Origin of the sequence: Klebsiella sp. 141198, from assembly GCF_050600785.1 — a bacterium.
Taxonomy (GTDB): Bacteria; Pseudomonadota; Gammaproteobacteria; order Enterobacterales; family Enterobacteriaceae; genus Klebsiella; species Klebsiella aerogenes.
In genome coordinates this window covers 558,434-576,594 of the sequence record NZ_JAQIRM010000001.1, presented here as the reverse complement: position 1 = coordinate 576,594, position 18,161 = coordinate 558,434, and the positions used below count along the sequence as shown (strand labels likewise).

The following is an 18,161-nucleotide window of genomic DNA, read 5'->3' as shown; positions in this document are numbered from 1 at the left end:
TGTGTGCCCAGGATTCGTACGCCCAAAGAGAGGCTAAGATGAATCATTTTACCACTGAAGATACCTTTATTATTGTCGGCATTGTTATCGCCTATATCTTATTTACCACCTGGCTGACGTTCCGCATTAGAAGTAAAAACTCCGGGGATTTTATGGAGGGCTCGCGCGCGATGCCGGCCTTTATCGTCGGTATCCTGCTGATGTCGGAATATATCGGCGCCAAGTCGACTATCGGAACCGCACAGGCCGCGTTTGAGAGCGGGATTGCCGCTTCCTGGTCGGTGTTGGGCGCCGCTATTGGCTTTCCATTGTTTGGCCTGATACTGGTTAAACGCATCTATAACACTGGCAAAATTACTATTTCCGGGGCGATTGCCGAGCGATACGGCACCAGCACCAAGAATATTATTTCCATCATTATGATTTACGCCCTGTTGCTGGTGAACGTCGGCAACTACGTCAGCGGCGCGGCGGCAATTTCCACGGTATTAAAGATCAATTTACCCCTCGCGGCGTTTATTACCGCCATTGTCAGTACTTTCTATTTTGCCTTCGGCGGTATGAAAGGCGTGGCCTGGGTCACCATGCTGCACAGCGCATTAAAATATGCCGGTCTACTCATTATTATGGGTTTCGCGCTGGCAAAAACCGGCGGCTTTACGCCGATGATCGAGAAGATGCCTGATTACTACTGGACCTGGGATGGTAATTTTGGCGCCGGCACGATCTGCGCCTGGCTTATCGGCACCATCGGCTCCATCTTCTGCACCCAGTTTGTCATTCAGGCGATCAGCTCGACAAAAAACGTAAAATCGGCGAAACGCTCTACCTGGATTGCCTTTTTCTTCTGCCTGCCTATCGCCTTCGCGATCGCCATTATCGGCGTGGCGGCGAAGTTTCTTCACCCGGAAATCAACAGCCTGTACGCCCTGCCGGTGTTTCTGCAGGATATGAACCCATGGCTTGCCGGGTTGGTGACAACGTCACTTGTAGCTTCAATTTTCGTTAGCGTTAGTACCGTTGCCCTGGCGATTGCCTCGCTGGTGGTAAAAGATTTTTACGTACCGTGGCGCAATCCAACGCCGGAGCAAGAGTTTAAAGCCACCCGTTGGGCCTCGCTTATCATCGGTTTTCTGCCGCTTATTTTTGTGCTGCTGGTACCGGAAGTGCTGAAGCTCTCCTTCTTTACCCGCGCCATCAGGCTTTCTATCACCGTGGTCGCGGTCATCGCCTTCTATGCGCCGTTCTTTAAAAGCGCCCGCGGCGCGAACGCGGGCCTCATTGGCGCCTGTGTGGTGACCTCGGTGTGGTATTTGCTCGGCGATCCGTTCGGCATCAATAACATGTACATCGCGCTGATCACCCCGGCCCTGATTATGGTTATCGACCGTCTGATCCCCAATAAAACGCAACAATCATCCCCGGCCCCCATTGAACAACGTGGAGTGTAAAAATGACCACCACCCCAACTTTTGACGGCGTAATTCGCCAACACCAACTGGATCCTCATCTGGCATGGGCAATGTTGCCCTCCGGCTGCCCGCAAAACCATGCCGCCAATCTTTTGCCGCTGCCCGATGGCACGCTGATGTGCGTGTGGTTCGGCGGTTCGCAGGAAGGAAAAGCGGATATTTCAGTCTGGGGGGCGCGTTTAGCGCCGGGCGCCACAACGTGGAGTGAAGCGACAAAGTTATCCGACGATCCGCAGCGTTCGGAACAAAACCCGGTACTGTTTCAGGATCCTGATGGCGTACTGTGGCTGTTATGGACCGCGCAGTATGCCGGTAATCAGGACACCGCTATTGTGCGTTATCGCCAGTCGCGCGATGGCGGAAAGCACTGGGGCGCAATCGCCACCCTGCTCGATGAACCCGGCACCTTTATCCGGCAGCCCATAACCGTAATGCCCAACGGTAACTGGTTGCTGCCGGTTTTCTATTGTCGTACCCGGCCGGGGGAGAAATGGGTCGGTAACGATGATGTGAGCGCGGTAAAAATCTCAGCCGATGGCGGCAAGAGCTGGCGCGACGTGGCGGTACCGCAGAGCCTCGGCTGCGTGCATATGAATATCACCCCGCTGGCCGATGGCTCGCTGGCCGCCTTCTTCCGCAGCCGCTGGGCCGATCATATCTGGTACAGCCGGTCGACAGATTTTGGCGAAAGCTGGTCAGCGCCTATCCCCACCACGCTGCCAAACAATAACTCGTCCATTCAGGCTACCACGTTGAGCAACGGCGATCTGGCGCTGGTATTCAATAACATGAGCGCAGCAGGCGCCAGCGAGCGTCGGGCGTCGTTATACGATGAAATAGAAGATGATGACGGCCGTAAAGAGCCTGAATGCACTGGCAAAACCGCCTTCTGGGGCGCGCCGCGTGCGCCAATGACCGTGGCTATCTCCGCCGACGGCGGCAGAAGCTGGCCGTGGATGCGCAACCTTGATGAGGGCGACGGCTACTGTATGACCAACAATTCAGAGCAAAAACTAAACCGTGAATTCTCCTATCCCAGTATTAAACAGGGTGAAGATGGTGATTTACACATTGCCTATACCTGGTACCGGCAGGCCATTAAGTATGTCCGCGTGTCGCCGCAGTGGGTGAAAGGAGAAATCGCATGATCATCGGTAATCTGAACGCCCTGCCTCAGGCGGGGTTGCCGCTGGCGTTACGGCAAATCCTTTGCCGCGCTGAATGTTCTCTTAGCGCCCTGACAACCCATGAAGATGGCCGTTTCCAACCTGCTGATGGCGACTGGTACTGCACCATCGGCACCGCGCAAACCCAGGCGGCAGAACAGCGACATACCGAATATCACCTCCAATGGGCCGATATTCAGGTCATTTTAGCCGGCGAGGAGATAATTCATGCCGGTACCTTGTACAGCGGCCAACCCGACGATGAACAGCGTAAACCGGATCTCTTTATCAGCCAGCAGACGCCGCACAGCGTCACGCTGCATTTGCGCGTCGGCGACTTCGCGGTCTTTCTCCCCGGCGAACCGCACCAGGCGCTATGCGCCTTTGCAACACCCGCCCCGGTGAAAAAAGCGGTGTTTAAAGTGCCGCGCAGCATGCTGGAGGCGCCATGAAACAGGCACTGGTCACGGGCGCCAGTTCGGGGATCGGCGCGGCGATTGTGGGGCAACTGCTGGCGGAGGGCTGGCAGGTGCTTGGGCTAAGCCGCTCCGCGCCGCCACTTACCCATGAAGGCTTCACGCATCTGTCGGTCGATGTGAGCGACCGCCAGGCGCTGGTTGATGCTCTGTCGTCGGTACCGCCGCCGCAGGCGATTATCCATGCCGCCGGTGTGATGGCGGCGGCGCCGCTAGGAGAACTTGACGCACAGCGTGGCGAGACGTTATGGCGTCTGCATGTGGATGCGGCGCAGACCTTAGCCAACCGCTTTGCGCCCGTTATGGGGCGCGGCGGTCGGATTATCCTTTTGGGTAGCCGAACCTCTCGCGGAGCGGCAGGCCGTTCTCAGTATACGGCAACCAAAGCGGCGCTGGTGGCGCTGGCGAGAAGCTGGGCGGCGGAACTTGCCGCGGCAGGCATTACCGTGAACGTGGTCGCCCCCGGCGCCACCGATACGCCAATGCTGCGCCAGCCAGGGCGCGAAAGTTCGCCGCCGAAGACGCCGCCGCTCGGTAGATTGATTAAGCCACAGGAGGTGGTGTCGCTGGTGAGCTGGCTACTTAGCGAAGGGGCCGCGGCGATGACCGGACAAGAACTGGTGATGTGTGGCGGCGCCTCGCTTGGCTAGGTGAACCCGGCTCAACGTCGCGCCAGCCGGGGGAAACTATCATCAACCTTCGCGCAAATAGACCGTGCCGCGCAGATAGGTGGTCGCCTGGCCGCTAATCAATACGCGGTCATCGCGCCACTGGCAGCGCAGCTCACCGCTGCGCGCCGACACCTGGCGCGCCAGCAGGTCGGTTTTATTGAGCTTAGCTCCCCAGTAGGGGATCAGCATACTGTGGGTTGAACCGGTTACCGGATCTTCCGGTACCGCTTCACCGGGGCAGAAAAAGCGGCTGACAAAGTCATACTCTTCGTCGGCGGCGCTAATGCAAATCATTTTATCCAGCGTCTCCAGCAGCGCCATATTAGGGCGTACCGCTTCAACCTGCGCCCGGTCGCGCAGAACCACCAGATAATCACGCCCTTCCCGCACCTCCAGCGCGTCATCGATGCCCAACCCGGCGAACAGCGCCGGCGGTACGTCACGCACCGGCGTCGTTTGCCAGGCCGGGAAATCCAGCGTCAGCCAATCGCCGCTGCGCGTCACCCGCAGTTCACCGACAAAACGGGTGCTGAATACGATAGTTGCCGTGGGATGATCGAGATATTCAAAAATCACGTGCGATGCCGCAAGCGTGGCGTGGCCGCAGAGGTTAATCTCATCAAGGGTCGTGAACCAGCGTAGCTCATAGCCGCTATCAGTGCGGACAAAAAACGCCGTTTCGGATTGATTATGCTGCTGCGCCATTTTTAAAAGCGTTTCATCAGGCAGCCATTCACTGAGCGGGCACACTGCCGCCGCGTTGCCGCCAAAATTGCGATCGCTGAAGGCATCGACCAGGTAAAAACTAATTTCTTTCATCGTGCTCCCCTTTTTTATCGTCTATCAACATGACACAGAAAGCGCGGGTGCACACTATTAGCTGAAAAATTAAGTTGTTAGCAGGCACAGACGTCAGCATAAAATGAGACGCAGATCACAAAGTGATTGTATTTTCAGCAGCATTCGTTTTAAGATCGTCTCCTCTTCTTCTCATTACTACCAGCCCGGAATTTATGCTTACAAATACGGTCTCACGCAAAGTCGCGTGGCTGCGGGTCGTCACGCTGGCAATTGCCGCTTTTATCTTTAATACCACGGAATTTGCCCCGGTCGGTTTGCTGTCCGATATTGCCGACAGCTTCGGCATGGAAACGGCCCAGGTCGGGATCATGCTGACCATTTATGCCTGGGTAGTGGCATTGATGTCGCTGCCGTTCATGCTGTTGACCAGCCAGATGGAACGCCGTCGCCTGCTCATTGGCCTGTTCGTGTTATTTATCGCCAGCCACGTCTTGTCGTTTTTCGCGTGGAACTTCACGGTGCTGGTGGTGAGCCGCATTGGTATCGCCTTCGCCCACGCGGTGTTCTGGTCGATAACCTCCGCGCTGGCTATCCGTATGGCCCCTCCCGGCAAGCGCGCCCAGGCGCTAAGTCTTATCGCCACCGGTACCGCGCTGGCCATGGTGTTCGGCATTCCTATTGGCCGTATCGTCGGGCAATATTTCGGCTGGCGTACCACCTTCCTGGCCATTGGTCTTGGCGCTTTAGCGACGCTGGTGTGCCTGGCGAAACTCCTGCCGGCGCTGCCAAGCGAACATTCCGGTTCGCTGAAGAGCCTGCCGGTGCTGTTCCGCCGTCCGGCGCTGCTCGGCATTTATCTGCTGACGGTTATCGTGGTAACCGCCCACTACACGGCGTACAGCTATATTGAACCCTTCGTTCAAACCGTCGCAGGCCTTAGCGGTAACTTCGCCACCCTACTGCTGTTAGTGCTCGGCGGCGCGGGTATTATCGGCAGTATTGTCTTCGGCAAGCTGGGCAATCAACATGCTTCCGGACTGATTACGACCGCTATCGCCATGCTGCTGATATGCCTGCTGTTGCTGCTACCCGCCTCAAGGAACGCCAATCAGCTCATGCTGCTCAGCGTATTCTGGGGGATCGCGATTATGGTCATCGGCCTCGGCATGCAGGTGAAAGTGCTGGCGCTGGCTTCGGATGCTACCGATGTCGCGATGTCGCTGTTTTCGGGGATTTTCAATATTGGTATTGGCGCCGGCGCGCTGGTCGGCAGCCAGGTGAGTACGCAGCTGTCAATGTCGGCGATAGGCTACGTTGGCGCAGTGCCGGCGCTGGTAGCGCTGGTCTGGGCAGTGATGATTTTTCGCCGCTGGCCTTCGCCGCTGGATGAACAACAAGCGCATCACTCATGATAACGCCGCGGGCGGTCAATGCCGCTCGCGGCGCCGACATCCTATCCCCAAAAGGCCCGAAACAGACACGTCGCCGGGCCTTTCAGAAAGTTACCGCGATCAGGCGTGATAGTTGGTGATAATTTCCAGCACGCCGTTAATGATGAACTGCACGCCCATACAGACCAGCAGAAAACCCATCAGGCGGGAAATCGCCTCGATACCGCCTTTGCCCACCAGTCGCATGATCGCCCCTGAGCTACGCAGGCAGCCCCACAGAATGATCCCCACCAGCGCAAAAATAATCGGCGGCGCGGCCAGCACGACCCATTCCGGGAAATCAACGCCGTGTTTTACCGTCGAGGCGGAGCTGATAATCATCGCGATGGTGCCTGGCCCGGCGGTACTGGGCATCGCCAACGGCACGAAGGCGATATTCGCCGTGGGTTCATCCTGCAGTTCTTCCGATTTGATTTTCGCTTCCATCGAATCATGGGCTTTCTGCTGCGGAAACAGCATGCGAAAACCAATAAACGCTACGATCAGACCGCCGGCGATACGCAGGCCGGGAATGGAAATGCCGAAGGTATTCATGACCACCTGGCCGGCATACCACGCCACCATCAGGATCGCAAAGACATATACCGATGCCATCAACGATTGCCGGTTACGCTCGGCATTGTTCATATTGCCCGCCAGGCCGAGGAACAGCGCCACGGTGGTGAGCGGATTCGCCAGCGGTAAAATCACCGCCAGACCGAGCCCTATTGCTTTAAAGAGTTCCAGCATAGTGAGTCAACATCCCGTTAAGTATCATTTTTTCAGTACAGTTTCACCCCGTGAGTATATCGACAGCAGCGACTCAGATGCCACACCCACTGAAAAAATCACGTCGATAAAAAATAACAAGCGTTAGTAAAATGGAAAAAAGTGACCGGCATCAAACTATCAATCTTTAGCAAATCGTGGCATCGGCGAATTCATAATGTTGACTTATGATTGCCGCGGCAATAATATCCATCGCAACTAAATAATTGCCTGGGCAACTATCATGGAAAACACCAACAATCTGTTCAATGAGATGATCCCTCTTGGCCGATTGATCCAGATGGTTAACCAGAAAAAAGATCGACTGCTCAACGACTATCTTTCACCCATGGATATCACCGCCACCCAATTCCGGGTGCTCTGCTCCATTCGCTGTGAAGTCTGTACCACACCCGTTGAGCTGAAGACCGTTCTGTCGGTCGATCCAGGCGCAATGACGCGCATGCTCGACAGACTCGTCTGCAAAGGCTGGATAGAACGGTTGCCCAACCCCAATGACAAGCGCGGCATTCTGGTGCAACTGACTCCAGAAGGCGCAGCCCTTTGTGAGCACTGTCATCAGGTTGTGGGTCAAAAATTGCACCAGGAACTAACAAAAAATCTAACGGCAGACGAAGTGGTCATGCTTGAGCAACTGCTCAAGAAAGTCCTGCCGTAATAAGAAGAGGTAAGATGATGTCCAGACGCAATAACGACGCCATCACTATCCATAGTATTTTGTCGTGGATCGAAGAGAACCTGGAATCTCCATTGTCGCTGGAGAAAGTTTCGGAGCGCTCAGGTTACTCCAAATGGCACCTGCAAAGAATGTTCAAGAAAGAGACCGGCCACTCGCTGGGCCAGTATATCCGCAGCCGCAAGTTGACGGAAATCGCGCAAAAACTCAAGCAGAGTAATGAGCCGATTTTGTATCTGGCCGAGCGCTACGGCTTTGAATCGCAGCAGACGCTGACGCGGACGTTTAAAAACTATTTCGATGTACCGCCGCATAAATATCGCATCACCAACGTTCCGGGTGAATCCCGCTACCTGATGCCGCTAAATAATTATTGTTGTTAATCGCCTGCAAAAGACGTATTGAGGAAATCATGAAATTATTCGCTACCGCCGCCATCGTGCTAATGGCGCTGGCCACCGGTCAGAGTTATGCGGAGCAAACCACCACTCCGGTTCGCCACAATAACCGGGATGCGATGATTATCCCTTCCGAACATAACGACTCGCCGTTTGATTTTAATCACATGGCTGCCGGCAATGACAAATCGGATGAGCTGGGCGTACCGTATTACAACTGACGCCCATATCATTCACCAATAATTATTGATTCGGCTGATGTGCTGAGGGTTCTCCACTCCTTAGCGCATCAGCTTTTTTAGTCTTGCTCGCTTTTTTGCATTTTCAGATATCCTGACGCGGTCATTTATGTATTAATTCCCTGTTTGTAAATTTGATACAGGGAAGAATAAAAGTGGCTTGGAATAAGCAAACGTCTATTACCCATCTCCGCTCGCATGCCCATAAGCAATCTCATTATGAATGTGCAAAATACATCCGCCAGGCTATAGAAGCCGGAGGAATTAAACTTGAGCGCACGCGCGACGCCAAAGATTATGGGCCAATATTATTGCGCGCCGGATTTAAAGAAGTGCCACCGGGTTCGACGATACTGCGCGGCGATGTCGCAGTGATTCAGCCTTATGCGGGAGGCAACCCTAGCGGGCACATGACAATGTATGACGGCAAGCAGTGGATATCCGACTTCACCCAACGAAGCATGTATCCAGGTCCTGGCTATCGTCGTCTACAGCCAGCGTTCAAGGTATACAGGATGAATCAATGAGAACTCTCCCCTTAATGATACTATTTTTACTCACAGCGTGTGTGGGCCATCCTCAAGAGAGTCCGGCTAACCGCGCTGAGGCGTTTTACTCATCGTATCTGCAGTTTCTGGCAAGCAGTAATGATGAATATTATCAGCTGCAAGAATATATTTCGGCTGATACTCTGAGCAGACTTGGTAATATCGAGGCTATTCCTGAGCAAGAGATTGTCGGATCTGATTATTTTACTTATGTTCAGGATTATGATTCGTCCTGGATAGCAAATCTTAAGATTGGTCATGCCCGCGCTTTAATGGGGGGAACGGTTATTCCGGTATGGATCGGTATTGAAAACGGTGATGTTTTACACCTTGAAGCATATATGCGCTGCGAAAATGGTAAGTGGAAAATATATCGCGTAAGGGATGTAAGCCATCATTATGAGCAACCGATATTTAATACCGGAGCAATAGCCCAGGCAAAATCTGCTGCCCAAAACAAGTATTAATGGGTCGACAGCGTCAAGCCCCGGCACATACCGGGGCTTGATTTATCCCCGCCCTGCCGTGGTACGCAAAAGCCGCAGGCCAAACACGTTAATATAGAGCCCGCCCATTATCAGCGCCGCCCCCAGCAGCTGCAGACCATTGAGCCGTTCGCCGAGCAGCAGAGCCGCGCTGGCCATCCCTACCACAGGTACCAACAGCGACAGCGGCGCCACCCGCCAGGTTTCATAACGCCCGAGTAGCGCCCCCCAGATGCCGTAACCGACGATGGTGGCGACAAACGCCAGATACATGAGCGATAGCACGGTCGTCGCGTCGATATTCACCAGGCTTGTCGCCATCGCCTGCGGCCCATCAATAATACTCGATGCCAGCAAGAACGGTAACACCGGAATCAACGCGCTCCACACCACCAGCGACATAATCGGCGGCTTGTGCTGCTGAGACATAATCTTTTTGTTAAAAATGTTGCCGCAGGCCCAGCTAAACGCCGCCGCCAGAGTCAGCATAAAGCCGACCAGCGGCACATGCTGGCCACCAAGGCTGGCTTCAACCAGTACCAGTACGCCAAAAATCGCCAGCGCGATACCGGCGACCTGCTTTCCCTGTAACCGCTCGCCAAAGACAAAAGCGCCCAGCACAATAGTAAAAAAGGCCTGAGCCTGCAGCACCAGAGATGCCAGCCCGGCTGGCATACCGAGGTTGATCGCGCAGAATAAAAAGGCGAACTGGCCGAAACTGATGGTCAGGCCGTAGCCCAACAGCAGACGCAGCGGTATTTTGGGCCGCGCAACGAACAGCAGCGCCGGAAACGCCACCAGCAAAAAACGTAACCCCGCCAGCATCAGCGGCGGCATATTGTGTAATCCGAGCTTAATCACCACAAAATTAAGCCCCCACACCACCACTACCAGCATTGCCAGCAGTCCATCTCTGCGCGTCATACGATGCCCCTGTCTTTCTGGTCAACGATGACCACCGTCAAAGTAACCAAATTCCCGCCGCTCGAACAGATCATTATTTTTAGCAGGTGCTGAAGGCACTTTCCGACACGGAGCCCGCTATACAAGGCTCAGTTAGCATGCTATTTGTGATCGGGCACAACAAAAATAAAACACTTCATCAGGCAAGGAAAAAATGACAACCACCATCAGGCGCTCAACGATAGCGCTGTTGGCGTCGTCGTTGCTGTTAACCATCGGCCGCGGCGCAACGCTTCCTTTTATGACGATTTATCTCACCCGTCGGTTCCAACTGGAAGTCGATGTCATCGGCTATGCGCTCTCCGTCGCGCTGGTCGTCGGCGTTATCTTCAGCATGGGCTTCGGTATTCTTGCCGATAAGTTCGACAAAAAACGCTATATGCTGATCGCCATCGCGGCGTTTATCGCGGGATTTATCGCCATCCCCGCGGTCAATAGCGTGGCGCTGGTGGTGTTCTTTTTCTCATTAATCAACTGCGCTTATTCGGTTTTTTCTACCGTGCTGAAAGCCTGGTTTGCCGACGTGCTGACGCCGGAGAAAAAAGCGCGCATCTTTTCGCTCAACTATACCTTCCTCAATATCGGCTGGACCGTTGGGCCGCCAATCGGCACCCTGCTGGTGATGCAGAGCATTAACCTGCCTTTCTGGCTGGCCGCGCTGTGCGCCGCCTTCCCGCTGGTGTTTATCCAGCTCTTCGTCGAGCGCACCTCTGCCGCCTGCGTGGAAGGCGCCGCGCCGCAGTGGACGCCGTCGGTGCTTTTGCGCGACCGCGCCTTGCTGTGGTTTACCTTTTCCGGCCTGCTGGCGTCGTTTGTCGGCGGCTCTTTCGCCTCCTGCATTTCACAGTATGTGCTGGCCGCAGGCACCAGCGACTTCGCGGAAAAGGTGGTCGCGGTAGTGCTGCCGGTCAACGCCGCGGTGGTCGTCGCCTTGCAATATGCCGTCGGGCGACGGCTTTCGGCGCGAAACATCCGCCCGCTGATGACCTTCGGCACCCTGTGCTATGTAGTAGGACTCGGCGGATTTATCCTCTCCGGTCATAATCTGCTGATGTGGGGCGTTTCCGCCGCTATCTTTACCCTTGGCGAAGTTATTTATGCACCGGGAGAATATATGTTGATCGATCAGATTGCCCCACCCGGCATGAAAGCCAGCTATTTTTCCGCCCAGTCGTTAGGCTGGTTAGGCGCGGCGTTCAATCCGATGCTAACGGGGATAATCCTTACCCATCTGCCGCACTGGTCGCTATTCTTCATTTTAATGCTGGCGATAGTCGCCGCCTGGCTGATGATTTTCCGCGGGATGAATGTGCGTCCCTGGCAAACCGTACAGGCGTAAACCCAGGCGTCATGCGGCTGTCGGGTTGCTGTCGCCTGTCTGTCGGGTGCCCGTCGTGGCGCCCGGCAGGCTAAAAAAACCACACTGGTCTCAGGTTCCCATCCGGAGATTAACATCATGAACAGCAGCACCCGAGTAAAGCAATTACGTCTGCAGCGCGCCTGGTCCCAGGAACAGCTTGCCGAACTGGCTGGCGTCAGCGTTCGCACTATCCAACGGATTGAAAACGGCGATCGTCCGGGGTTAGAAACCCTGAGCGCCCTGGCGGCAGTGTTTGAGATAAATGTGGCCGAACTCAGCGACGATGCTCCCGTCGGTCACGAAGCATCGCTCGATTTACGTATCGAAGAAGCGAAAAGCCGCCTGCATCAGGAGAGCCGTTTTTTTCGCTCGCTGAGCGTGGCGGTCACGGTTTGCGTTTTGTTGCTGGTGATTAACCGTTTTACCCAACCCGATGTCTACTGGTCAGTGTGGGTGGCGATCGTCTGGGGCGCGTTATTGCTGCTGCGGGGATTACGTCTGTTTGTCTTTGCCGGGTGGATCCGCCAGTGGCGACAGGCGCGACTACAGCGCCTGCTGCGCAAATAGAAAAAGCCCGCTTAAAGCGGGCTATCTCCTTACCAGACCTGGGCGGCGATCCCTGTGACCAGCCGCACTTTATCCCACTGCTGGGCTTCGCTTAACGAATTGCCCTCTTCGGTGGAGGCAAAGCCGCACTGCGGGCTGAGGCAAATCTGCTCCAGCGGCACATACTGCGCCGCCTCCTGCAGGCGCGCCTTCACGCCTTCCGGGTTTTCCAGTTCGCCATTCTTGGTGGTAATCAGCCCCAGTACCACCTGCTGATGACCTGGACGAATAAAACGCAGCGGGGCAAAATCGCCGGAACGATCGTTATCATATTCGAGGAAGAACGCATCGATATTGACGCCGCCAAAGAGAATTTCCGCCACGGGCTCGTAGCCGCCTTCTGAAATCCAGGTCGAACGGAAGTTTCCGCGACAAACGTGCAGACCAACGGTCAGATCCTGTGGTTTCCCTTCCAGCGCTTTATTCAGCACCCGGGCATAGGTACGCGCCAGTTCGTCCGGATCGTCACCGCGCTCGCGTACCTGCTGGCGTTGTTCGTCTGAACATAAATAGGCCCAGACGGTATCATCAAGCTGCAGATAACGGCAGCCAGCGTCATAGAAAGCGCGGATCGCGTCACGCCAAGTGGTTGCGAGATCGTCGAAGTATTCGGCCAGGTCCGGGTATACCGTGCTATCGATATCTTTACGCCCGCCGCGGAAGTGCAGCACGCTGGGGCTGGGGATGGTCATTTTCGGCTGCGCATTACCGCTGACGCTTTTCAAAAAGCGGAAATCTTCCAGCATTGGATGGTTGCCGAAGCCCAGTTTACCGGTCACGCGTACGCCGTGCGCTTTAGTCTGTACGCCGTTGAACTGAATACCTTTCTCTGAATCGTAACGTTCAACGCCTTCCAGACCGTCGAAGAAGTCGAAGTGCCACCACGCGCGCCGGAACTCACCGTCGGTCACCACGTGCAGGCCGCAATCGCACTGCTGCTGAACCAGTTGGCGGATGGCTTCATTCTCAATTTCACGCAGATGACCGGCATCAATATTGCCTTCCGCCAGCTGCAGGCGCGCCTGCTTAATGGCGTTAGGACGTAAAAAACTGCCGACGATATCTGCGCGGAACGGGGCCTGGTGACGTTGCATGTTCTCTCCTTAACGGCAGACAGGTAGTTGCCCGCCGTGATAATTCATTATTTGAATTTTTAGACTTCTGGATGTCTATATGTCCAAATACTGTCATGCAGAGGGAGCATCAGCAAACGAGAAAAATTCATGGCTATTGAATTTATTTCATGTTGCTCGTTTCGCTGACGCTAAATGCGAACCCCTCATCCGCCCAACCGGTCAGTCCACCGAGCATCATTTTTACCGGTCGGCCAAGCTGCGCCAGCTTTAAGGCGGCAATATCCGCGCCGTTGCAGTGCGGCCCGGCGCAATAGACAACAAACAGCGTTTCCGCGGGCCACTGCGCCATTCGCGCGGCATTGATCTCGCGATGCGGCAGATGCAGCGCGCCAGGCAGGTGGCGACGGGCGAAAACATCCTGACTGCCGATAACGTGCAGCAGCACAAAGTCCTGTTCGCCATGCTGCATGGCGTGATGGACATCCGCGCAGTCGGTTTCGACACTCAGTTTATGGGCAAACCAGGCAGCGGCATCGGCCGGGGCGGCTGGCGTAAATTGGCTTACTACACTCATGGCGTATTCTCCTTGTCTGTGGTAACACTACTTTAACCACCACCGTACCCGGAACACCGCCCCCATTGATGACAGAAAACGCTGAAATCCTGACAACCCACAATGTGACACTGTCACCACTAAAAGTCGTCGTTCTGGCCTATGACGGCCTGTGTACCTTTGAGTTCGGCGTGGCGGTGGAGATTTTTGGCCTCCCGCGCCCGGAAATGGGCGAAAGTTGGTATCGGTTCGCGGTCGCCGCCGTCGATGATGGCGAGCTTCGCGCCACCGGTGGTATCCGTATCGTCAGCGATGGCGGACTGGCGCTGCTTGATGAAGCGGACACCATCGTCGTACCCGGCTGGCGAGGCATAGAAAGCGATGTTCCTCAGGCTTTGTGCCAGTCGCTGGCGGCAGCGTATGCGCGCGGCTGCAGAATCGTCTCTATCTGTTCCGGTGTATTTGTGCTCGCCGCCGCCGGATTGCTCAATGGACGGCAGGCCACCACCCATTGGCGTTATACTGCCCGGCTGCAGGAGCGTTTTCCGTTGATTGAGGTGGTGGAAGACGTGCTGTACGTCGGTGATGCGCGGCTGATGACCTCCGCCGGCAGCGCCGCGGGCATCGATCTCTGTCTGCATCTGGTGCGTGAAGATTTCGGCCATGAAGCGGCGAATATCGTCGCCCGGCGGCTGGTGGTGTCGCCGCACCGCGACGGTGGGCAAGCGCAGCAGGTGATTCGCCCGGTGGCGACAGCGCGTGAAAGCCAGCGCCTCGGCCAGCTGTTTGATTACCTGCATCAGCATCTCGCTGAGAGCCATACCCTTGCCTCGCTGGCGCAGCGAATGGATATGAGCCCGCGTACTTTCTTGCGCCGTTTTCAGCAGGCGACCGGCAAATCACCGGCCCGCTGGCTGCTTGATGAGCGCTTGCTTCGCGCCCGCCAGCATCTCACCGATAGCCGTCTCAGCATCGACAGAATCGCCGAAATTTGCGGTTTCGCTAATGCCAGTACGCTACGTCATCACTTTCGCCAGCAATTCGCCGTGAGCCCGCTGCAATATCGAAAAAAGTTTTCCACCGGTCAGTGGTAATATTAAGATGGCCTGCGACAATAATTCGCGTCGTTGAATTACACCTGCAAGGATTAAGCTGATGAAAAAAGAGTGTCGCGTCGTTATCTATAAAGAGGGACTGCTGGGCAGTATGTTTTTCGGCGAAGCCAAGGCCGATCCCGATAAAATGAGCCGGTTCCTCACTGAGTACACGCAGCAGGGCTGGGAAGTCAAAACCATGGCGGTCGAACGCCGCCGCAGCGCCCTGTTCTGGTCGCGCGAAGCGTATTTATTTGTGCTCGAACGCGCCATCTGATGCGTTAATTTATTTCATATAACATAACGCCATTCTGGTTAATCGTTTGTTTAGATTGACCAGGATACTATCTATTCAACAACCGTAAACCCTGTTCAATGAGGACAACATTAGCGCATAAATAAGATGGAGGTAGACCATGCTGGGAAATATGCATGTTTTTATGGCCGTACTGGGAACAATCCTGTTCTTTGGTTTTCTGGCCGCGTATCTAAGCCACAAATGGGATGACTGATGAACGACGATAATCCCCACCCGTAAGCGCCCCCTGCTGCTGTTGCACCAGGGGGCGTTCTGCTTTAAGTCACTTCTTCGAACGCCTGCCACATCATCCCCACCGCCTGTTTACTGCCGCTTATAAGGTTTTTCTACGCTTGCGCGAATACATCACTTCATCGCTTTGTTTAAGCATATCCCCAAGCGTCGGATAACGGCTGGCATCGCTCTGTAGCTCGCCGTAAGAGTAATTAATGTTATAGGGCTTACCTGACGTCTGGTTGTAATGATCGACACTCTCACGCAGCTTTTGCAGGAATGTGTCGGCACGCCCGTTGCGGGTAATCATCGCGGCGAACTCATCGCCGCCTAAACGGCCGACAACCTCGCCTGGCAGCAGATGTTGCGCCAGAAACGCCGCAAAGGTTTTTAGCACCTCGTCACCTTCCGCATGCCCCCACAGATCGTTAATGGGTTTGAATTTATCGAGATCAAAAAAGACCAGGCTAAACGGGGTTGAGTGACTCGTAAGCGTACGGAAACGTTTATCGCCGATGCGGTAAAAGCCGCGTCGGTTAGCGATGCCGGTCAGACTGTCGGTCATCGCCATGCCAATCACCTGGAACTCATCCTCGACGATATACGCCAGATCCTTGAGTACGGCGATCTCTTCATCGTTAAACTCGCGCGGCGTGGTATGAATCAGACATAGCGTGCCGGCCACGGCGCCATCGGGCAGATGGACAGGATAGCCCGCGTAGAAGCGGATATAGGGTTCGCCCGTCACCAGCGGGTTATCATAAAAACGATCGTCATTGACCGCATCGTTAACGATGAAGGCGCCGTCCTGCAAGATGGCGTGGGCGCAAAAAGAGATATCGCGCCGGGTCTGGCGAATCCCCAATCCCTGACAGGCGAGCAGCCACTGCCGTTCACGGTCGAGCAGGCTGATGAGTACCACCGGCACCTGAAAAATTTTTTTAGCCAGCCGGGTGAGGCGTTCGAAACGCTCATCATCACGGGTATCCAGCAGGTCCGCCAGATACAGCGATTTCAGTCTTTCTTCTTCATTTTCCGGTACGCCTGGGAATTTCATAAAACCTCATTGCAATAAAGCGAAAAAATCAGGTGGCGGGATTAATGAGCAGCAGATGAAAAGCGCGTCAGCGCCCCATACCAGTCATAGCTGCCCTGGGTACCAATTTCGCGTTCCCCCTCCTCCAGCTTCAGCAGAAAACGGCGTTTATTGAGCTGATCGAGGTTGTGGAAGTAATTTGCCAGCCGTCGGGCTAACTCTTCATACATGGCGAAAGCCACCGCGGTCCCTTGCGCCGTATCGGCATACTTAGCAAATTCGTTCTTAATCGCCTGAAAATCATCGTTCATTGAGAGCACCACCTCCTGTTACATTGTCATCAGTATGGTTAGCCCTGGCCGTTTTTTCCATCCCAATAGCTATCAGCATTTTATGCTGCCTGCAAAAATACAGCCCGCGGAAAACCCGAGACCTACGCCATAAAAAACAACGTGTTTACGCTGCTATCAGCGCAAATTACCGGCAACCAGCAGAAGATAATAAAATCGACAAGCGACGAGGCCTGGGCGAATGGGCAAAAAAAAACCGCCATGTGACTGGCGGTGAATAAATGCTTGCATGGATAGATCGTAGATTGTATTTAGCGTTTTCGTAGAAAAGCGTCGGGACTTCCTACGTCTGACTCGCAGGCTAGCACGCCCTTGTTCAATAAATCTTAAACCGCAGACGTACTCATAGCTTCTCCACCAGCGCTTTAAGTTCCGCGATCAGCGGCGCGGTACTATCCTGCGTCCCGAGCGGCCACGTCGACTGGCGTACCACCAGCCGCGCCGGCAGCAGTTCGCGCAGGCGGCCGGTCGGCGCCGCCATCTGCTGCATCAGTAATTCCACCGCCCGGCGGCCTAACAGATCAAAATCCTGGGCGACAGTGGTAAGCGGCGGCTGAAAGTAAAGGCTATCGGCCGTATCGTCATAACCGGTCACCGAAATCGCCTGGCTGCCGCGTCGATTAAGCTGCGCCAGCGCGCTTAACACCCCAAGCGCCATCTGATCGTTGGCGACCACAATCGCGCTTAATTTCGGGTTTTTATGCAGCAACTCGAAGGTTTTTTGCCAGCCGCTGGCGGCGCTCCAGTCACCGAATACCGTGATCGATTGACTGACCCCCAGCCGGTGCAACGTCTCGCGCCAGCTGCCAAGGCGCATCCGCGCCGACACCGAGCTTTCCGGCCCGGCCAACAGGCCGAACTCGCGATGTCCTAATTCCCAAAGGTGGCGCACGCAGGCGCCGCAGCCATCACGATGATCGAAACGCACGCAGGAGACATCCGTCTCCGGCGAGACATCGAGAAACAGACAGGCGATATCCGTATTTTCCGCGGCCAGCCGTTCGGCGACGCTGCTCTCAAGCGGCAGGCTGATAATGGCGCCTCTAATATGCTGGGCGCGAAACTCATCCAGCCGCGCCTGCAGCGCCGGATAATCACTTTGCGCCGGCATGGCAATGGCGACCTCCAGCCCCTGCTCACCGGCATACCGTTTCACCGCCGCGGCAATTTGCGACGGCGCGTGTAAGGTCAATGACGCGGTGATAAGCCCTATCGATGCCGCCGCTTTGCCCGCCAATAGCTGTGCCGAACGGTTAGGCACATAGTGCAGCGTCTGCATCGCACGCAGCACCTTTTCACGGGTGCGCTGCGCCACAATCTGCGGGTTATTCACCACCCGCGAAACCGTCTGCTGCGATACGCCCGCCTCGCGGGCGACATCTTCTAAAGTGGCTGAACGGCGCTGCATCGCATACTCCTGTCAGTGAAAAGGCTTAATGT

23 protein-coding genes are annotated in these 18,161 nt (G+C 55.2%); 15 read left to right on the top strand and 8 right to left on the bottom strand.

The window, feature by feature from the left end:
* Window positions 1-38 precede the first annotated feature (38 nt).
* From PGR10_RS02795 to PGR10_RS02780, 4 genes are read left to right on the top strand one after another with little or no spacing between them, the layout of a single operon-like run.
* Complete coding sequence (locus PGR10_RS02795) at window positions 39-1,451, top strand: sodium:solute symporter family protein (RefSeq protein ID WP_113373440.1); 1,413 nt, start codon at window positions 39-41, stop codon at window positions 1,449-1,451.
* Between the two features lie 2 nt (window positions 1,452-1,453).
* Window positions 1,454-2,620, top strand: coding sequence for a sialidase family protein (locus tag PGR10_RS02790; RefSeq protein ID WP_087860703.1), 1,167 nt, complete (start codon window positions 1,454-1,456; stop codon window positions 2,618-2,620).
* Window positions 2,617-3,090, top strand: a complete 474-nt coding sequence (locus PGR10_RS02785; protein WP_430922876.1) for a YhcH/YjgK/YiaL family protein — start codon at window positions 2,617-2,619, stop codon at window positions 3,088-3,090. The genes PGR10_RS02790 and PGR10_RS02785 overlap by 4 nt, the downstream gene beginning before the upstream one ends.
* A complete protein-coding gene (locus PGR10_RS02780) occupies window positions 3,087-3,764 on the top strand; it encodes an SDR family NAD(P)-dependent oxidoreductase (RefSeq protein WP_430922875.1) in 678 nt (225 codons plus the stop codon). The genes PGR10_RS02785 and PGR10_RS02780 overlap by 4 nt, the downstream gene beginning before the upstream one ends.
* 42 nt (window positions 3,765-3,806) lie before the next feature.
* Here PGR10_RS02780 and PGR10_RS02775 read toward each other — a convergent pair whose 3' ends face one another.
* Complete coding sequence (locus tag PGR10_RS02775) at window positions 3,807-4,604, bottom strand: PhzF family phenazine biosynthesis protein (RefSeq protein WP_087860700.1); 798 nt, start codon at window positions 4,602-4,604, stop codon at window positions 3,807-3,809.
* A gap of 194 nt (window positions 4,605-4,798) precedes the next feature.
* Between PGR10_RS02775 and PGR10_RS02770 the strand changes: the two genes are divergently transcribed.
* On the top strand, window positions 4,799-5,998 hold the full coding sequence (locus tag PGR10_RS02770; protein WP_213316010.1) for a sugar transporter: 1,200 nt from the start codon (window positions 4,799-4,801) through the stop codon (window positions 5,996-5,998).
* Between the two features lie 99 nt (window positions 5,999-6,097).
* On the opposite strand, the gene PGR10_RS02765 is transcribed toward PGR10_RS02770, so the two are convergent.
* Window positions 6,098-6,766, bottom strand: a complete 669-nt coding sequence (locus tag PGR10_RS02765; protein ID WP_045394562.1) for a MarC family NAAT transporter — start codon at window positions 6,764-6,766, stop codon at window positions 6,098-6,100.
* A gap of 262 nt (window positions 6,767-7,028) precedes the next feature.
* Between PGR10_RS02765 and marR the strand changes: the two genes are divergently transcribed.
* The 5 genes from marR to PGR10_RS02740 all read left to right on the top strand — a co-directional run bounded on the left by marR (window position 7,029) and on the right by PGR10_RS02740 (window position 9,133).
* A complete protein-coding gene (gene marR / locus PGR10_RS02760; RefSeq protein WP_015366732.1) occupies window positions 7,029-7,463 on the top strand; it encodes a multiple antibiotic resistance transcriptional regulator MarR in 435 nt (144 codons plus the stop codon).
* A gap of 17 nt (window positions 7,464-7,480) precedes the next feature.
* Complete coding sequence (gene marA / locus PGR10_RS02755; protein ID WP_015366733.1) at window positions 7,481-7,864, top strand: MDR efflux pump AcrAB transcriptional activator MarA; 384 nt, start codon at window positions 7,481-7,483, stop codon at window positions 7,862-7,864.
* Window positions 7,865-7,893: 29 nt separating this feature from the next.
* Window positions 7,894-8,100, top strand: coding sequence for a multiple antibiotic resistance protein MarB (gene marB / locus PGR10_RS02750; protein ID WP_087860698.1), 207 nt, complete (start codon window positions 7,894-7,896; stop codon window positions 8,098-8,100).
* Window positions 8,101-8,273: 173 nt separating this feature from the next.
* Entirely contained in the window at window positions 8,274-8,645 is a 372-nt protein-coding gene (locus tag PGR10_RS02745) for an NlpC/P60 family protein (RefSeq protein WP_087860697.1), read from the top strand.
* Window positions 8,642-9,133 (top strand): YbjP/YqhG family protein, encoded by a 492-nt coding sequence (locus PGR10_RS02740; RefSeq protein ID WP_430922874.1) that lies wholly within the window; start codon window positions 8,642-8,644, stop codon window positions 9,131-9,133. Before PGR10_RS02745 ends, PGR10_RS02740 begins: the two co-directional genes overlap by 4 nt.
* Before the next feature lie 42 nt (window positions 9,134-9,175).
* On the opposite strand, the gene eamA is transcribed toward PGR10_RS02740, so the two are convergent.
* Window positions 9,176-10,075, bottom strand: a complete 900-nt coding sequence (gene eamA / locus PGR10_RS02735) for an O-acetylserine/cysteine exporter (protein ID WP_411324856.1) — start codon at window positions 10,073-10,075, stop codon at window positions 9,176-9,178.
* A 193-nt stretch (window positions 10,076-10,268) separates the two neighbouring features.
* Here eamA and ydeE point away from each other — a divergent pair, with 193 nt between their 5' ends.
* Window positions 10,269-11,453, top strand: a complete 1,185-nt coding sequence (ydeE, locus tag PGR10_RS02730; RefSeq protein ID WP_430915193.1) for an efflux MFS transporter YdeE — start codon at window positions 10,269-10,271, stop codon at window positions 11,451-11,453.
* A 117-nt stretch (window positions 11,454-11,570) separates the two neighbouring features.
* A complete protein-coding gene (locus PGR10_RS02725) occupies window positions 11,571-12,041 on the top strand; it encodes a helix-turn-helix domain-containing protein (RefSeq protein WP_087860693.1) in 471 nt (156 codons plus the stop codon).
* Window positions 12,042-12,070: 29 nt separating this feature from the next.
* Here PGR10_RS02725 and PGR10_RS02720 read toward each other — a convergent pair whose 3' ends face one another.
* Together PGR10_RS02720 and PGR10_RS02715 are read right to left on the bottom strand one after the other, a co-directional pair.
* On the bottom strand, window positions 12,071-13,174 hold the full coding sequence (locus PGR10_RS02720; RefSeq protein ID WP_015366738.1) for a cobalamin-independent methionine synthase II family protein: 1,104 nt from the start codon (window positions 13,172-13,174) through the stop codon (window positions 12,071-12,073).
* 142 nt (window positions 13,175-13,316) lie between these two features.
* A complete protein-coding gene (locus PGR10_RS02715; RefSeq protein WP_113373449.1) occupies window positions 13,317-13,730 on the bottom strand; it encodes a rhodanese-like domain-containing protein in 414 nt (137 codons plus the stop codon).
* 68 nt (window positions 13,731-13,798) lie between these two features.
* On the opposite strand from PGR10_RS02715, the gene ftrA reads away from it, so the two are divergent.
* The 3 genes from ftrA (at window position 13,799) to mgtS (ending at window position 15,315) form a co-directional block, all read left to right on the top strand.
* Window positions 13,799-14,803, top strand: coding sequence for a transcriptional regulator FtrA (gene ftrA / locus PGR10_RS02710; protein ID WP_411324854.1), 1,005 nt, complete (start codon window positions 13,799-13,801; stop codon window positions 14,801-14,803).
* A gap of 61 nt (window positions 14,804-14,864) precedes the next feature.
* Window positions 14,865-15,080, top strand: a complete 216-nt coding sequence (locus tag PGR10_RS02705; RefSeq protein ID WP_015366741.1) for a DUF4177 domain-containing protein — start codon at window positions 14,865-14,867, stop codon at window positions 15,078-15,080.
* Window positions 15,081-15,219: 139 nt separating this feature from the next.
* Window positions 15,220-15,315: a protein MgtS gene (gene mgtS, locus PGR10_RS02700; RefSeq protein ID WP_004102377.1), complete on the top strand. Its 96-nt coding sequence runs from the start codon at window positions 15,220-15,222 to the stop codon at window positions 15,313-15,315.
* Between the two features lie 120 nt (window positions 15,316-15,435).
* Here the strand turns inward: mgtS and PGR10_RS02695 are convergent, their stop codons facing one another.
* The 3 genes from PGR10_RS02695 to PGR10_RS02685 form a co-directional block, all read right to left on the bottom strand.
* Window positions 15,436-16,392, bottom strand: coding sequence for a sensor domain-containing diguanylate cyclase (locus PGR10_RS02695; protein ID WP_087860689.1), 957 nt, complete (start codon window positions 16,390-16,392; stop codon window positions 15,436-15,438).
* Window positions 16,393-16,433: 41 nt separating this feature from the next.
* Window positions 16,434-16,682, bottom strand: a complete 249-nt coding sequence (locus PGR10_RS02690; protein ID WP_430922873.1) for a hypothetical protein — start codon at window positions 16,680-16,682, stop codon at window positions 16,434-16,436.
* A gap of 382 nt (window positions 16,683-17,064) precedes the next feature.
* The gene (locus PGR10_RS02685) at window positions 17,065-18,129 is read right to left on the bottom strand and encodes a LacI family DNA-binding transcriptional regulator (RefSeq protein ID WP_087860687.1); all 1,065 of its coding nucleotides are present in this window, start codon (window positions 18,127-18,129) and stop codon (window positions 17,065-17,067) included.
* Between the last annotated feature and the right edge of the window lie 32 nt (window positions 18,130-18,161).

Bases quoted from the DNA above. Each gene is read 5' to 3' on its own strand.
- PGR10_RS02795 (WP_113373440.1), top strand. From the start codon at position 39: ATGAATCATTTTACCACTGAAGATACCTTTATTATTGTCGGCATTGTT.
- PGR10_RS02790 (WP_087860703.1), top strand. From the start codon at position 1,454: ATGACCACCACCCCAACTTTTGACGGCGTAATTCGCCAACACCAACTG.
- PGR10_RS02785 (WP_430922876.1), top strand. From the start codon at position 2,617: ATGATCATCGGTAATCTGAACGCCCTGCCTCAGGCGGGGTTGCCGCTG.
- PGR10_RS02780 (WP_430922875.1), top strand. From the start codon at position 3,087: ATGAAACAGGCACTGGTCACGGGCGCCAGTTCGGGGATCGGCGCGGCG.
- PGR10_RS02775 (WP_087860700.1), bottom strand. From the start codon at position 4,604: ATGAAAGAAATTAGTTTTTACCTGGTCGATGCCTTCAGCGATCGCAAT.
- PGR10_RS02770 (WP_213316010.1), top strand. From the start codon at position 4,799: ATGCTTACAAATACGGTCTCACGCAAAGTCGCGTGGCTGCGGGTCGTC.
- PGR10_RS02765 (WP_045394562.1), bottom strand. From the start codon at position 6,766: ATGCTGGAACTCTTTAAAGCAATAGGGCTCGGTCTGGCGGTGATTTTA.
- marR (WP_015366732.1), top strand. From the start codon at position 7,029: ATGGAAAACACCAACAATCTGTTCAATGAGATGATCCCTCTTGGCCGA.
- marA (WP_015366733.1), top strand. From the start codon at position 7,481: ATGTCCAGACGCAATAACGACGCCATCACTATCCATAGTATTTTGTCG.
- marB (WP_087860698.1), top strand. From the start codon at position 7,894: ATGAAATTATTCGCTACCGCCGCCATCGTGCTAATGGCGCTGGCCACC.
- PGR10_RS02740 (WP_430922874.1), top strand. From the start codon at position 8,642: ATGAGAACTCTCCCCTTAATGATACTATTTTTACTCACAGCGTGTGTG.
- eamA (WP_411324856.1), bottom strand. From the start codon at position 10,075: ATGACGCGCAGAGATGGACTGCTGGCAATGCTGGTAGTGGTGGTGTGG.
- ydeE (WP_430915193.1), top strand. From the start codon at position 10,269: ATGACAACCACCATCAGGCGCTCAACGATAGCGCTGTTGGCGTCGTCG.
- PGR10_RS02725 (WP_087860693.1), top strand. From the start codon at position 11,571: ATGAACAGCAGCACCCGAGTAAAGCAATTACGTCTGCAGCGCGCCTGG.
- PGR10_RS02720 (WP_015366738.1), bottom strand. From the start codon at position 13,174: ATGCAACGTCACCAGGCCCCGTTCCGCGCAGATATCGTCGGCAGTTTT.
- PGR10_RS02715 (WP_113373449.1), bottom strand. From the start codon at position 13,730: ATGAGTGTAGTAAGCCAATTTACGCCAGCCGCCCCGGCCGATGCCGCT.
- ftrA (WP_411324854.1), top strand. From the start codon at position 13,799: ATGACAGAAAACGCTGAAATCCTGACAACCCACAATGTGACACTGTCA.
- PGR10_RS02705 (WP_015366741.1), top strand. From the start codon at position 14,865: ATGAAAAAAGAGTGTCGCGTCGTTATCTATAAAGAGGGACTGCTGGGC.
- mgtS (WP_004102377.1), top strand. From the start codon at position 15,220: ATGCTGGGAAATATGCATGTTTTTATGGCCGTACTGGGAACAATCCTG.
- PGR10_RS02695 (WP_087860689.1), bottom strand. From the start codon at position 16,392: ATGAAATTCCCAGGCGTACCGGAAAATGAAGAAGAAAGACTGAAATCG.
- PGR10_RS02690 (WP_430922873.1), bottom strand. From the start codon at position 16,682: ATGAACGATGATTTTCAGGCGATTAAGAACGAATTTGCTAAGTATGCC.
- PGR10_RS02685 (WP_087860687.1), bottom strand. From the start codon at position 18,129: ATGCAGCGCCGTTCAGCCACTTTAGAAGATGTCGCCCGCGAGGCGGGC.